We start from the raw sequence: 13,462 nt of genomic DNA, 5'->3' as shown, positions 1-13,462 counted from the left end.
TTCTAATATATTTCTGAACTCAGTTTGTAAAGACATAGCAACTACCACCTATCAAGCCAACATTTCATTTTTTATCAGCAAATTAACATCAATCTTCAACGCATCAGCAATCTGATACAGAGTTTCCAAAGAAAAGCTGTTGCCTCTGTTCCCTCGCTCAATCTGCCCAAGATAGGCAACACTCATGCCAATCCGCTCGGCCAACTCTGCTTGCGTATAGCCTCTCTTTTTTCTGTAATATGCTATTTTCAATCCAATATTCTTGTAACGCGCAGCAAACAACGTCATCACCTCTTGCTAAAACTTCTCTATATTATATTAGCAGTTTATATAAATCATTTTTTAGGTATATAGTCTGTTTTTCTAGGCTAATAAGCTGACTGAGTTTTTTCTCTGCTTTTAAGTTAATCTGTGCCAACAACTTGAAGTTGCAAAGCTACTCGCCTAAAACAGCCTTTTAGACTTGCGCTTATTTTTATGGTAAGCGACAGCCCCCAAAGCTGCCGCTTCTTGCACCCATCAAGCCTCTCGCTTTACCTCATACACAGGCAGGCCATCCTGCAAGGCCAGCTTCACCAGCTCGTCCATGCTCTTGCCGGCACCATATCTGCTGCTGAGCAGCTCGCGCAACGCTGACTGCGTGTAGAAGGTGCTGCGGCGAACCAATGACGAGGTGTAGGAACCATCGGCGCAACGTCCGGGAATGGCGTAATCTGCGGTAATTTTCCGCTTCAATGTATCATTGGTAAGATACAAGCCTGTGCAGGATTCCTCCGCCAGGTAGCAGGACCAGCTGCGCGGTGCGAACTTACGCACCAGCGCCTCCCAGAAAGCGGGCTGCGGGCCGTCTGCAGATATATACTTGATAAAGAGCTGTCCTTTGCCGTCGAACTGGATTTTTTCAACGCCAGCGCGGAGTTCAAAGGCCTGGATACCGGCGCCCTCAGCGATGAAGCTGAGCCAGCCGCAGCCAAAGGCAGTTTTCGGTTTACGCTCATCCTTGCGCGTCCAGCGCTTGAGCTTTTTAAAGAGGTCTGCCAGCTCCTCTTGAGGACCGTAGACGTATAAATTTGTGTAACAATAATTTGCCATATAAGAATCATCCTTTCTTTAAAACACTGAATATGCGAAAAACGCAACAAAAAAAGCTATTATAATGAAATTTTCGCATAGGAAAATATCATTATAATAGCCTAAAATTCTTATATAAACAAATGTATACAGCTTGTCTAAGTGCTGTGTGGTTATTATATAGCGAATCAGTAAATCTGTCAAGGTAACACAAAAATTTTTTCTATCGCACACCCACAACTAAATCCAATCCTTCACATCTGCAAAATAAATGTGAACGCCTTGACTTTATTATCTGCTCATATGATAATAATAGTGTGAGAAGAAATTGTTTATCTTTCAAGACTGCCGCGAAGGCAGCCAATTTACAGAAAGTGGTGATAAGATGATCTTTAAATTTGAAGCACAAGCCCCCAAAATTGACGAGAAGGCCTACGCCTTTAATACTGCCACCCTGATTGGCAAGGTTGAGCTTAAGGAGTACGCCAGCGTTTGGCCCGGCGTTACTATCCGCGGCGACGTTAACCGCATCGAGGTTGGCCGCTACAGCAATATTCAGGACAACAGCGTGCTGCACGTTGCTGATAACTACGCCTGCATCGTCGGTGATTATGTAACTGTAGGCCACTGCGCTCTGCTGCATGCCTGCACCGTTGAGGACCACTGCCTCATCGGCATGCATTCCACTGTACTTGACGGCGCTGTAATCGGTCACGGCTCTATCGTTGCTGCCGGTGCTGTTGTAACCAAAGGCACCATCGTACCGCCGAATTCCCTGGTTGCCGGCATTCCTGCCAAGGTTATCAAAACCTTGGACGAAAAAGGTATCGCCGCTATCCACGCTCAAGCGCTGAAATACAAAACCCTGTGGACCGAACGCTACGGCCTGCTGCCTGACAATGATGGTGAACGTTATCACGGTGAAAAAATCGTTTAATTTCCCCAAGCAAGGAAGCATGACAATGTCCTCTGATTAATCAGGTCACGTTTCATTCATAGTGCAAAAAAATCCCGTTACACGACGCAAGTCTGTGAACGGGATTTTTGCTTACAGGAAATAGTTAACCTTATAATCAAAAAGCCATCTCCGTATTCCTCAAGAACAACAGAGATGGCTTTTCAGCTTCAAATATACTTTTTATTTAGTTGCTTTCTGCAGCAACAGCTTTTTTAGCCGGGCAAATAACAGCTACAATAGCATAAGCAGCAATACATACCAGCCATTCCATGTAGATTACATTCGGGAAAATGCGTACTGCCGGGGTAAGCTGCCACAGCACCAGCAGCACCAGGCCTGCCAGCAGAGTCCAGAAGCCTGCGGCTTTAGAAGCATACTGCGGGAAGAACAGCGCTACGATTACGATAACGCTGAAGGCAGCAGTCAAAGACAGACCAATCATAATCGTACCCAAAATACTGGATACGCTCATAGCAAGTCCCAAGGTAAGAATACCGCTGATAATGATGCAGGCACGTGTCATCAAAAGCTGACGCGCCTGGTCGCACTGCGGATTGATGAAGCGCTTGTAAATATCACTGGAGAACAGGGTACCAGCACTCAACAGCAGGTTGCAGGCAGTAGATACATCTGCAGCCCACAGAGCTGCCAGGGTGATACCTGCCAACACCGGCTGCAGGCCTACGATAACCTGCGGCAGCGCCAATGCAGCCTGCGCATCAGGGTACATAGCCTTGGCAACAAGACCAAGGAAGGCAGCCAGAACGCCTACCGGCAGCATCAGAATGCCGCCCCAGACGAAGCCTTTTTTAGCAGTTGCAGCGTCTTTAGCGCCTAAAGAAATCTGCAGAATACTTTGCAGAGAAAGATTTACGGTAATAAGTGTTACAACCCAGCTGGTGATGGTTACAGGGCCAACACCGTCAATGAAGCTGAACCAGGGCACATTAGCCGGTAACGCAGCAGCCAGATGATCCATGCTGCCGATTTTTTTGAACTGAATAATAGTTGCCGCCAAAATGCCAACGTAAATCAGAATAATGTTCAACACATTAGATAAGGATGCAGACCACATACCACCGATAAAGGTAATACCGATAAAGGTGATGGCACTGACAATCATACCTGTGTGGAAATCAAAGATATCCGGCAGGATTGCGTGCAGAATACTGCCACCGGCAATGTATTGCAGGCTGATAATTACCAGTTGGATAACAATCTGGCAGAAAACGCCTAAAATTACCGCGCCCTTAGTATGATGGTGTTCAATAAGCTCGGTGATAGTCGTAATGTTCTGCTCACGATATTTTTTTGCCATGAACAGGCCCATAACAATCGCACCCAAGGCCCAGGCAATGGTATACCATCCGGCACTCAGGCCAACACGGAAGGCATGCTCGGAAACGCCGATAGTCGACGCACCGCCGACAGCCAGACCTATAATAGTGACACAAATCAGAGGCGCAGAAAGTCTGCGTCCCGCAAGAGCAAAGTTTTCGTTGTTTCCTTCACTACGTTTTTTTGCATACCAGCTGATAGCGAACAAAGCAACAATGTACAATATTAAGATTACTAAAGAAACAGGCACAAAAAATCCTCCTTTAAATTATACATGCCTGTTAAAGAAATACAACGTCATAGCTGGCAGTATCCCTATACTGCCTCACATCAGACCTAATCGTGCAGACTTCAACAACATATAATACAAAAACCATTTGTGCTGTCATTACAATTCCCCATCGCCCATACCGGCAAGCATCCCAATGCAGACCAAATATACGCCTCCTGATGCTTCCTTGCAAAGCAGCCACATATATATTAGCTAAATTATATCCCGCCGTGAAAAAACAGTCAAGATTTTTTCACAAAAAAGTATTGACAAAATATCGATTTGCCGTTAAAATAAATACTGTTGTTGGCCTCGTAGCTCAGCTGGATAGAGCGTTTGACTACGAATCAAAAGGTCGCAGGTTCGAGTCCTGCCGAGGTCACCATTTTGAGATTGACATCGCAAGAAATTGCGGTGTTTTTTTGCTTTTCTGATAAAAAATAATCCTTCGTATAGAAAAAAAGAACCAGTCATACAACCGGTTCTCCCCAAAGCAACAACAAAGCATTGCCGCCGAAAGCTGCCCCTGATACTGCTCACGCATTATCAGGGGTATTTTCATGCGTTATATAGAAATATGAGTATGAGTAAAAATTACAGGCTGCGGATTTTTTTGCGCAGCGGCAGAATGCTTGCCGGACTTACGGAAAGCTCATCCATTCCCATGCGTACAAATTCCTTAGTCAGGCTCAAATCAGCGCCCAGCTCGCCACAGACGCCGCACCAGATACCTGCTGCATGCGCTCCCTGCACCGTCATTTCAATCAGACGCAAAATTGCAGGGTGGTGTGCATCAAAGAACGGCTCTAACCGCTGGTTCTGGCGGTCTATCGCCAAGGTATACTGACTCAAATCGTTCGTACCGATGCTGAAGAAATCAACTTCTTTCGCCAGCTCCGCGCTAATCAGCGCTGCCGCCGGCGTTTCAATCATAATGCCGACTTCCATCTTCGGATCGTAGGATACGCCTGCATATTTCAGCTCTGCCTGCACCTCGCGCAGAATTTTGCGCGCCTTGCGCACCTCTTCTACGCTGATAATCATCGGGAACATCACCGCCAGCTTGCCATAAGCAGAAGCGCGGCAGATAGCACGCAGCTGCGTAGCAAACAGCTCCGGTCTTTGCAGGCAGATACGGATTGCGCGATAGCCAAGCGCCGGATTTTCCTCCTGCGGCAGCTCGAAGTAATCAGCCTGCTTATCGGCACCGATATCAAGCGTACGGATAATAACACGCTTGCCGGCCATTGCTTCCGCTGCCAGCTTATACTTTTCAAATTGCTGCTCCTCTGTCGGATAATCCTTGCTTTCCAGATAAATGAACTCACTGCGGAAAAGGCCGATGCCCTCTGCATCGTTCGCCAGTACGCTGGCTAAATCGCCGGTGCCGCCGATGTTAGCATATACATGCACCTGCTGGCCGCCGCCGGTAATGCTCTTTTTGCCCTTGAGCTCCTCCAACAGCTTTTTATGCTGTGCATCCTGCTCCATCTTTGCCTTGATGCGCTCCAGCGTTGCCTCATCAGGATCAACAAAAACCTCGCCGGTATAGCCGTCTACCGCTACCAGCTTGCCGTCATATTCTTCACCGATGTTGCTGCCGGTGTTGACAACCGCAGGAATGCCAATCGTGCGCGCCAGAATTGCCGTATGTGAATTTACACTGCCCGCTGCCGTCACAAAACCCTGCACACGCGATTTATCAAGCTGTACGGTTTCGCTGGGAGCCAGGTCGTCTGCTGCCAGAATGTAACTGCCGCTGCCGCTTTCCCAGCTGCTGCCTGCATCACCCAGGCAGCCAAGCACCTTGTTGGAAATATCCTTGACGTCTGCAGCGCGTGCACGCATATAATCATCTTCCATCGAAGAAAAAATTTCTGCAAAATTAGCTGCGGTAGTCTGCACTGCATATTCCGCATTAACCTGCTGCGTGCGGATAATGCCCTCAACAGACTCAATATAATCAAGATCCTCCAGCATCATCTGATGGATTTCAAAAATAGCAGCATTATCCTTGCCTACATCTGCAACAGCCTTTTCATAAAGCTCTGCCAGCTTATCTATAGCATCCTGACGCGCTGTCTGAAAGCGTGCAACCTCAGCCTCGGCATTCTGCACCTTACAGCGTTTAACTGCTGCTGTATTACGGCGCAGTACAGCTAAGGTTCCCAGCGTTACGCCGCCGCAAACGCCCTTACCCTTTAATGAAAGCATCTTATCACCTCGCGAAAAATCTCTCTTACTGCGAACTTACAGGTTAGCTTGGAAGAAAGCCTCTAAAGCTGCTGCCTCTGCATCCTCATCAGCACCGTCGCAGGTAACAGTAATCTCTTCGCCCTTTTTTACGCCCAAGGCCATAACACCGAAGATACGCTTCAAATCACCTTTTTTAGCACCCTTGGCAATCGTAGTGGTGCTGGCAAATTTTGCAGCCTCCTTCACGAGCAGTCCTGCCGGACGTGCATGGATACCGGCCTCATCAGTAATAACATAAGTAAATTGTTTCATTTTTATTTCCTCCGTTTCGCTAATAACAATATTCTGCCGCTAAATCCTTAAAATCCTATTTTTGTTTTTATCTTTTTTCTCTATATATTATTCGTTCACGTTCTTTTTAACAAACCCCATAAGCACAGCTGCCAGCACACTGCCTGCTGCCAGAGCTGCAAAATACATCGGCCAGTTCTGCACTACGCCGAAAACAAATACACCGCCATGCGGTGCCGGAACGCTACAGCCAAAGGCCATGGACAAAGCACCGGCTACACCGCTGCCCAAAGCGCAGGTCGGAATTACACGCAACGGGTCACTTGCTGCAAAGGGAATAGCGCCTTCGGTAATAAAAGACAGGCCCATGATAAAGTTGGTCACACCGGACTGACGCTCCTTAGAAGTAAATTTACTCTTAAACAGCATAGTACACAGTGCAATCGCCAGCGGCGGCACCATACCGCCAATCATAACCGCAGCCATAATCTCGCTGCTTACAGCGCTGCCGTCGGCAGCTGCCAAGGAAGCAGTACCGAAAACATAGGCTGCCTTGTTCAGAGGACCGCCGAAGTCAATGGACATCATAGCACCCAACACAAAGCCCATCAGCACTTTGCTTGTTGTGCTCATGCCTGCCAGCGCACCTGCCAGCCATTGGTTAAAGGCTGCAGTCGGCGGGTTGATAACGTAGGTCATCAATATTCCCATAAGCAGCAGGCCGATAACAGGATACAGCAGAATCGGCTTCAGGCCTTCCAGACTGTCGGGCAGTACGCTAAATACCTTGCGCAGTGCCAAAATCAGATAACCGCCGATGAAGCCTGCAAACAGCGCGCCGAAGAAGCCGCTGCCGCCGGAGGCTGCCAAAAAGCCGCCCACGATACCAAGCATCAGTGCCGGACGCTCACCGATACTCATAGCGATATAGCCTGCCAGAATCGGCATCATCATGCTGAACGCTAAGCCGCCGATATTCTTGAAGAAGGCTGCCAGCGGCGTGCCGCTGCCAAACTTAGCTGTACCGGCAAATTCCATATCGAACATAAATGCCAGCGCGATAAGAATACCACCGCCGATTACAAACGGCAACATGTGCGAAACGCCATTCATCAGATGCTTGTAAATTTGTCTCCCCAGACTTTCCTCAGCATCTGCCACGTCACTTGTCGCCTCGCTGCCGCCCTTGCCTGCATAAGCAGGAACATTACCGCTCAGAATCTCCTCGATAAGCTCCTTCGGCTTGTTGATACCGTCAGCTACCTTAACGAAGATAACCGGCTTGCCTGCAAAGCGCTCCACAGGCACGTTCTTGTCTGCAGCCACAATAATGCCTTCGGCTTCTTCTATCTCTGCCGCCGTCAGCTTATTTTTTACGCCGCCGCTGCCATTGGTTTCAACCTTCATTGCAACGCCCATCTTACCGGCCATCTCCTGCAAAGCCTCTGCTGCCATATAAGTATGTGCAATACCTGTCGGGCAGGCAGTAACAGCCAGCACCTTGCGCTGCTTAGCAGGCTCTGCTGCCGGTGCTTCTGCTTCCTCGTCTTCAAATTTTTCGTTTTCGTATTTGTCTATAACTGCCAAAAATTTCTTAGCATCGGCGGCATTCAGCAGCTCACTGCGGAAATCATCGTTCATCAGCAGCATGCTCAGATGGCTCAGAACATCAAGATGCACATTATCCTTCGTATCAGGTGCAGCAATCAGGAAGAACAGCTTCGCAGGCTCGCCGTCCAGACTGTCGAAGTCAACGCCGTCCTTTACCAGCATAGCTGCCAGTCCCGGTGCCTTTACAGCACTTGTCTTAGCATGCGGAATGGCAATGCCTTCACCGATACCTGTGCTGCCCTCCTCCTCACGGCGCAGCACGCAGGCTCTGTATTCATCCTTATCAAGCAGATTACCGCCTCTCTCCATCAGCGTAATCAAATGCTCCAGCGCTGCTGCCTTATCCTTAGGCTGCGCTTTAAGATCAATGCTTTCTACCTTCAGCAAATCAACTATTTTCATCTTATTTTGCCCCTTCTTTTTTATTTATTATTCACGCCCTGTAAAATAATTTCATCAATATCCTCACGTGTTGCCAGCCAATCCTTAAACGCGCTTGCGCTGCCTGCGGCTACGCCCAGGCGCAGCGCTTCCTCATAATCCTGCATTTTGAGATAGCCTGCTAAAAAGCCTGCTACCATGCTGTCACCGGCACCAACAGAGTTTACCAGTTTACCCTTCGGTGAAGCCATACTGTGCTGCCTGCCATTTTCGTCCAACAGTACAGCTCCGTCCGCTCCACGCGAAACCAGCACATTACGTGCTCCCTGCTGCTGCAGCTTCAGCGCAGCAGCAAGAATATCCTCCTCATTCAGCAACGGTCCCCGGCCAAAGAACTCTCCTAATTCCTCATGGTTTGGTTTGATTAAAAACGGCTTATATTTCAGCACCTTGAGCAGCAAATCGCCAGTAGCATCTACCACAACCCGTGTGCAAGCAGGCTGCAGCAGCTCCAGAATCTGCTCATAAATATCATCCGGCAGCGAAGCGGGTATGCTTCCTGCCAAAACCAAAATATCATCCTGCGTCAGTCCCTGCAGCTTGGTGAAAAGCTTGTGCAGCTCCTCCTTGCTCAGCTGCGGTCCCTGACCGTTCAGCGCCGTTTCCGAGTCCGAAATAATCTTCGTATTAATGCGCGAGTAGCCTGCAGCAGCCCGAATAAAATCGCAACGACAGCCTGCTTCCTGCAGCAGGCGTTCTATTTCTGTACCGCTGAAACCGGCCGTGAAGCCCAAGGCTACCGATTGCAGCCCCAGATTTTGCAGCACCAGCGAAACATTGATTCCCTTACCACCCGGATATATATTTTCTGCTTGGGTGCGGTTAATCTCGCCTACTGCAAAAGCATCAACCTTTACCACATAATCAAGCGAAGGGTTAAAGGTTACAGTGTAAATCAAAGCACAATCACCTCCGTATGCTGCTTATAGGAGTTAACATTCAGAGCCTCCTGCGCAGCCGTAATAATCACGCCCTTAGACAACGGGGCGAAGGACACGTTCGACAGTGCCTCAAACTTGCTGGCATCCGCCAGGACATAGCATTTATGGCAATGCTCCATCGCCACACGCTTATTCATGGCCTCCTCGATATCAGGAGTTGTGAAGCCCTCTTCCACAGTAATGCCGTTCGTTCCGAAAAAGCCCTTGCTGAAATTGTAATGCTGCAGGGAAGCAACCGCCTCCGTGCCGATTACCGCATCAGTTGTTGCCTTCACGCGCCCTGCTATAAGCAGTGTTTTCAGGCCGCGCTGCGCAAGCTTCTGCGCCAACGTAATGCCGTTTGTTACATAAACAGCATCCTTTTCCGTCAGGTAGGTTGCCAGCTGCTCGGTTGTCGAGCCTGCATCAAGAAAAATAAAGTCGTTCGGACGCACCAGCGTTGCCGCATACGCGGCAATTGTGCGCTTGTCTTCAATATTACGACTGTATTTTTCCTGCATGTTGCGCTCCTGCACAGGCTCCGCCTCGCGCACGGCAGTCGCACCGCCATGCACCTTGCGTACCTTGCCCAAGCTGTCCAGCTGTACCAAATCTCGGCGGATAGTGGACTCAGAGGTTTCCAGAAGCCTTGCCAGCTCCGGTACTGTCGCCGCACCGTCACGCGTGACAATGCGAGTGATTTCTTCAAATCTTTCTTGCGTTAACATGAGCATCTCTCCTCTTGCAGATATTATATAACCATTTTCACGCAAAATCAATCATTTTTGAGCAAAAAGCTGCATTTTTTTGAATTTTTTTTGCAAATTATCTCTCATAACTTTCAAGGCAAAGAAAAATGGATGCCTCTCCCACAGCAGAGAAGCATCCATAATAAAGTATCGTTTATATATTTTTAAAGACAACACATAAAAGTATCAGCTTATTTGACCAAAGCACGCATTTCATCCGCAGTCAGAGTAAAGTATTCCTTTACAGTGTAAAGCTCACGGCGACCGCGGCAATCAGCAAACAAAGCAACATCAACATCAGGAATATTTTCCATTGCTTCCTCTAAGCTCTTGCCGTTTTTGGCATAAGCCTCAAAGCGCAGGACAAATTTTTCGCCGGTGCCAGCAGGAACCAGCATTGCTTCAAAATAATCGTCATCACGCAGGTAACCTTCGCGGTTAACCTTGCCACGCAGCAGCACGTCGCCATACTGCTCCTGCGGCAGATAAATACGCATATAAGCATCCAAAATCGTACCCTCCTGCTTGCCTACGTTATCAAAAGGTACCTCTAAGGAAAAATCAATTCTATCGGCATATACCTTATCCAAAACAGCCTTGGTGCGCTGCTTTACCAGCAGACGCATTACAGCATCACCCTGAATAGAAATATATACACCTACAATTATAACGCCTAAAATCAACAGTCCTACAAGGACTCCCACAATCGTCATCAGCATCTTGCTTCCCCCTTACGCCTTATGATAATCCTTGATAATGCAGATTGGTGTTTTTTCACTGCCGTTGCCAAAAGGATTATCAATGAGGATTTCCGCAACCTTATCCGGATCAACGCCCTTAGACCAGCCAAGCACTGCAGAGCGCTTCAAATCGTTAACGTCGGCAATAGCAGCGCCATAGCAGCCGCAAGCCTTGGTAATAGCTTCGGCAACCTTTTCCGGTTCTGCCGGACCATAAACAATATGCTTGTCATACGGAGGCATTGTGCCGGTAACATCGTCAATCAGGCGAGCCTGTTTGCCTGCCATACGGTAGAAGGTACCGCTTACGCCTACGCATTTAGCCGCAAAGCCGCAGATTACTGCCCACAGAACACGTGCACCGCCCTCTGCGTCAATCAGGGACTGCATGCTGTACCAGCTGCTGATACTGCCCTTAGCAGGGAATAAATGCGACAGCACCTTAGCCAGTGGTCCCGGATGGAACTCCTCGCAGCGCATTGCTCTGCCTTGGGTAATAGCAACTACGCTTTCGGCAGTGCAGACAACATCATTGGGGCCGATTTTATCCTTGGCATATTCCAGAATAGCATCACAGATATCATCGTGATGAGTCAAAATTCTTGTCGGCACAGGAACAATCTTATATTTTTCCATACTCTCACATCTCCTCCGCAGCCTTATCCGCTGCATATACCTTCTGAATTTTATCATACCATTCAGGCTTCAAACGAACAATGTGGCCTTCGTTATCGGTAAACACATTGCGCGTATGGCCTTCAACCGCCACAGCGCCGTCGCGCAGACGGATAACAGTATAATCAAATTCCATTTTTGCTTTATTAAAGGCACTCATTTTTACCTGCACTTCAAAATCATCATCAAAGGTACAGGAATTTTTATACTTGGCGCGTACCTCGGTAATCGGGAAAATAACGCCGTCAGCCATCAGCTCGCCTAGGGAAATACCGCAGGCACGCAGATATGCTACACGTCCCATTTCAAACCAGCGCAGATAATTGGCATGATGCACAACACCCATCATATCAGTTTCAACAAAACGCACCTTATCTCGTATTGTAATCATAAAATCTCCTTTGCATCTTCAAGGCTGCCTGCAGATAACAGGCTTACAATCAATTTATTATTATAGCACTTTTAACGCCAAGTGCCTAACAAATCTTATAAATTAGATAAATTTTTCTCTGCCAGCAGGCGCTTAACCTTTTCAGCCAGCAAAGCATAAATTACGGAAAACAGCGGTACGCAGACAATCATACCGGCAACACCGCCAATGCTCGCGCCAATCGTCACCGCTGCCAACACCCACAGCTCCGAAAGACCTACAGCCTTACCCACAATCTTAGGATAAAGCAAATCAGCTTCGATGCGCTGCAGCACAATGTATAATATGATAAAATACCAGATTTTTTCCGGCGCGGCCACCAGTATTAAAAAGCAACCGATAAGAGCACTGATTAAGGTACCGAGAATCGGTATCAGGCTCAGCACTGCCACCAGCAGCGAAATGACCGTCGCATAAGGGAAGCCGCAAAGCGTCATGCCGACGAAATACATCACGCCCAAAAGCAGCGCCACTACCAGCTGTCCGCCCACAAAGCCGCGGAAAATCTGCTCTGATGTCTGCAATACATGCAGAATATAAGCAGCGCGCTCCTTCGAGCAAAAGGCAAAAATTACGCATTTAAAGTTGCGCGCAAGACGATGCTTTTCCAGCAGACAATAGATTGCTACGACAAAACCTATAACACAGCTTGCAAGCACCTCCAGAACGGAGGCCGTTGCCAAAAACGTCTGCTCCAGCAAAAGACGCTTGTTGTTCTGCAGATAATTGAGCATCGTCTGATAAACCTCTTTAGCCTGCGCCTGTACCACAGCCAGCTCGTCTGCCGAGAAGGAAAGCTCCTGCGCCTTCTGCTGCAGATAAATATTCAGCTTAGCCAACGCCGGCGGCAGCATCTTGACGAGCATTTTCATGCTGGCGTGCAGCTCGGGCACAATCGTCAGCACAAAGAAGGCCAAAAAGCCGATAATGATTGCAAGGCTCAAAAGCAAACACACTGGACGCTAGAAACGCGATACCACGCTCTGCTTAAAAATTCTGCGCCAATATTGCTCCAGCTTCTTCATCAGCACGTTGACGATAAAAGCCATACAACCGCCAATGACAAACGGCAGCAAAACATCATATATACCAGCCAGCAGTTTTAGGCTGACATTGTAATTCCACAGCGCCCAGATAAGCACAATTGCAAAGGCCAGCAGACAATAAGGATTTCTTTCTTTCATAAGCAACCTCTATTCAAAGCGCATGTCCAAGGTAATACATGCTTATTAAATTAATAATATTATTGTAACATATAAGCGCGCACAAGACAAAAAAGAAGGCTTTTCTTTGCATAAGTTTCACATCTGTGGTATAATTCCATTGTAGTTTTTGCGCCTGTAGCTCAGTGGATAGAGCAATGGTCTCCGGAACCGTGTGCGGAGGTTCGATTCCTCTCAGGCGCACCAAAAAGAAAAAGTACCCTTTCCATTTTGTATGGGAAGGGATTTTTTATGCACTGATATTATCAACCGCTTTTATATTCCTGTGTATTCCCTTTTACCCAAACATATGTTAAAATTAATTATTGCTAGCACAGCGGTAGGCAGTTGCTCTCCTCGGAGGGCTTTGCGGCTCTCCTATTGCAAGGATCCATATCCTTATGGAAATCTACAAGAAAGAGGGTGGCGCCGATGAATATTCTTGAAGTCCTCGCATTATTAGGCTTCGGTTTGGCTTGTGTCAAATTTGGCTATGAACTCGGTAAAAACGCAAAAAAACCTGCTAACAAAAGTCAAGTCTTTTTTTATTTTCCCCTGTAAAATTTTAT

The 13,462-nt window shown here is 47.8% G+C and carries 14 protein-coding genes and 2 tRNA genes; 3 read left to right on the top strand and 13 right to left on the bottom strand.

All coding sequences use genetic code 11. The features are described from left to right. Window positions 1–51: 51 nt before the first annotated feature. Both RDW05_RS11170 and RDW05_RS11165 read right to left on the bottom strand, forming a co-directional pair. Complete coding sequence (locus RDW05_RS11170; RefSeq protein ID WP_293725145.1) at window positions 52–288, bottom strand: helix-turn-helix domain-containing protein; 237 nt, start codon at window positions 286–288, stop codon at window positions 52–54. A gap of 231 nt (window positions 289–519) precedes the next feature. Continuing rightward, on the bottom strand, window positions 520–1,092 hold the full coding sequence (locus RDW05_RS11165) for a hypothetical protein (protein ID WP_307979102.1): 573 nt from the start codon (window positions 1,090–1,092) through the stop codon (window positions 520–522). Between the two features lie 364 nt (window positions 1,093–1,456). Between RDW05_RS11165 and RDW05_RS11160 the strand changes: the two genes are divergently transcribed. Continuing rightward, entirely contained in the window at window positions 1,457–2,008 is a 552-nt protein-coding gene (locus tag RDW05_RS11160) for a gamma carbonic anhydrase family protein (RefSeq protein WP_293696430.1), read from the top strand. A gap of 205 nt (window positions 2,009–2,213) precedes the next feature. Here RDW05_RS11160 and RDW05_RS11155 read toward each other — a convergent pair whose 3' ends face one another. Then, complete coding sequence (locus tag RDW05_RS11155; RefSeq protein WP_307979099.1) at window positions 2,214–3,617, bottom strand: sodium:solute symporter family protein; 1,404 nt, start codon at window positions 3,615–3,617, stop codon at window positions 2,214–2,216. A 329-nt stretch (window positions 3,618–3,946) separates the two neighbouring features. Between RDW05_RS11155 and RDW05_RS11150 the strand changes: the two genes are divergently transcribed. After that, window positions 3,947–4,023, top strand: a tRNA-Arg gene (locus RDW05_RS11150). Between the two features lie 209 nt (window positions 4,024–4,232). On the opposite strand, the gene ptsP is transcribed toward RDW05_RS11150, so the two are convergent. The 10 genes from ptsP to RDW05_RS11100 form a co-directional block, all read right to left on the bottom strand. After that, window positions 4,233–5,852: a phosphoenolpyruvate--protein phosphotransferase gene (ptsP, locus tag RDW05_RS11145; protein ID WP_307979097.1), complete on the bottom strand. Its 1,620-nt coding sequence runs from the start codon at window positions 5,850–5,852 to the stop codon at window positions 4,233–4,235. Window positions 5,853–5,888: 36 nt separating this feature from the next. Continuing rightward, window positions 5,889–6,146, bottom strand: a complete 258-nt coding sequence (locus tag RDW05_RS11140) for an HPr family phosphocarrier protein (protein ID WP_307979095.1) — start codon at window positions 6,144–6,146, stop codon at window positions 5,889–5,891. A gap of 87 nt (window positions 6,147–6,233) precedes the next feature. Next, window positions 6,234–8,138, bottom strand: a complete 1,905-nt coding sequence (locus RDW05_RS11135; protein WP_307979094.1) for a fructose-specific PTS transporter subunit EIIC — start codon at window positions 8,136–8,138, stop codon at window positions 6,234–6,236. Between the two features lie 20 nt (window positions 8,139–8,158). Then, window positions 8,159–9,076 (bottom strand): 1-phosphofructokinase, encoded by a 918-nt coding sequence (gene pfkB, locus RDW05_RS11130; RefSeq protein ID WP_307979093.1) that lies wholly within the window; start codon window positions 9,074–9,076, stop codon window positions 8,159–8,161. Further along, window positions 9,073–9,825 carry a DeoR/GlpR family DNA-binding transcription regulator gene (locus RDW05_RS11125; RefSeq protein WP_307979092.1) on the bottom strand — a complete coding sequence of 251 codons (753 nt, stop codon included), beginning with the start codon at window positions 9,823–9,825 and terminating at the stop codon, window positions 9,073–9,075. Before RDW05_RS11125 ends, pfkB begins: the two co-directional genes overlap by 4 nt. Window positions 9,826–10,037: 212 nt before the next feature. Continuing rightward, window positions 10,038–10,565 carry a hypothetical protein gene (locus tag RDW05_RS11120; protein WP_304274136.1) on the bottom strand — a complete coding sequence of 176 codons (528 nt, stop codon included), beginning with the start codon at window positions 10,563–10,565 and terminating at the stop codon, window positions 10,038–10,040. 12 nt (window positions 10,566–10,577) lie between these two features. Then, window positions 10,578–11,222 carry a coenzyme F420-0:L-glutamate ligase gene (locus tag RDW05_RS11115; protein WP_210684837.1) on the bottom strand — a complete coding sequence of 215 codons (645 nt, stop codon included), beginning with the start codon at window positions 11,220–11,222 and terminating at the stop codon, window positions 10,578–10,580. Window positions 11,223–11,226: 4 nt separating this feature from the next. After that, window positions 11,227–11,652: a thioesterase family protein gene (locus RDW05_RS11110; RefSeq protein WP_009146111.1), complete on the bottom strand. Its 426-nt coding sequence runs from the start codon at window positions 11,650–11,652 to the stop codon at window positions 11,227–11,229. Between the two features lie 95 nt (window positions 11,653–11,747). Further along, entirely contained in the window at window positions 11,748–12,647 is a 900-nt protein-coding gene (locus tag RDW05_RS11105) for an AI-2E family transporter (protein WP_307979090.1), read from the bottom strand. A 6-nt stretch (window positions 12,648–12,653) separates the two neighbouring features. Continuing rightward, entirely contained in the window at window positions 12,654–12,875 is a 222-nt protein-coding gene (locus RDW05_RS11100; protein WP_307979088.1) for a hypothetical protein, read from the bottom strand. A 150-nt stretch (window positions 12,876–13,025) separates the two neighbouring features. Here RDW05_RS11100 and RDW05_RS11095 point away from each other — a divergent pair. After that, a tRNA-Arg gene (locus tag RDW05_RS11095) sits at window positions 13,026–13,100 on the top strand. Window positions 13,101–13,462 lie beyond the last annotated feature (362 nt).

Source organism: uncultured Phascolarctobacterium sp., assembly GCF_902463975.1.
GTDB lineage: Bacteria > Bacillota > Negativicutes > Acidaminococcales > Acidaminococcaceae > Phascolarctobacterium_A.
Note: the sequence above shows the minus strand (reverse complement) of the source record. Positions and strands in the feature narration are given on the sequence as shown.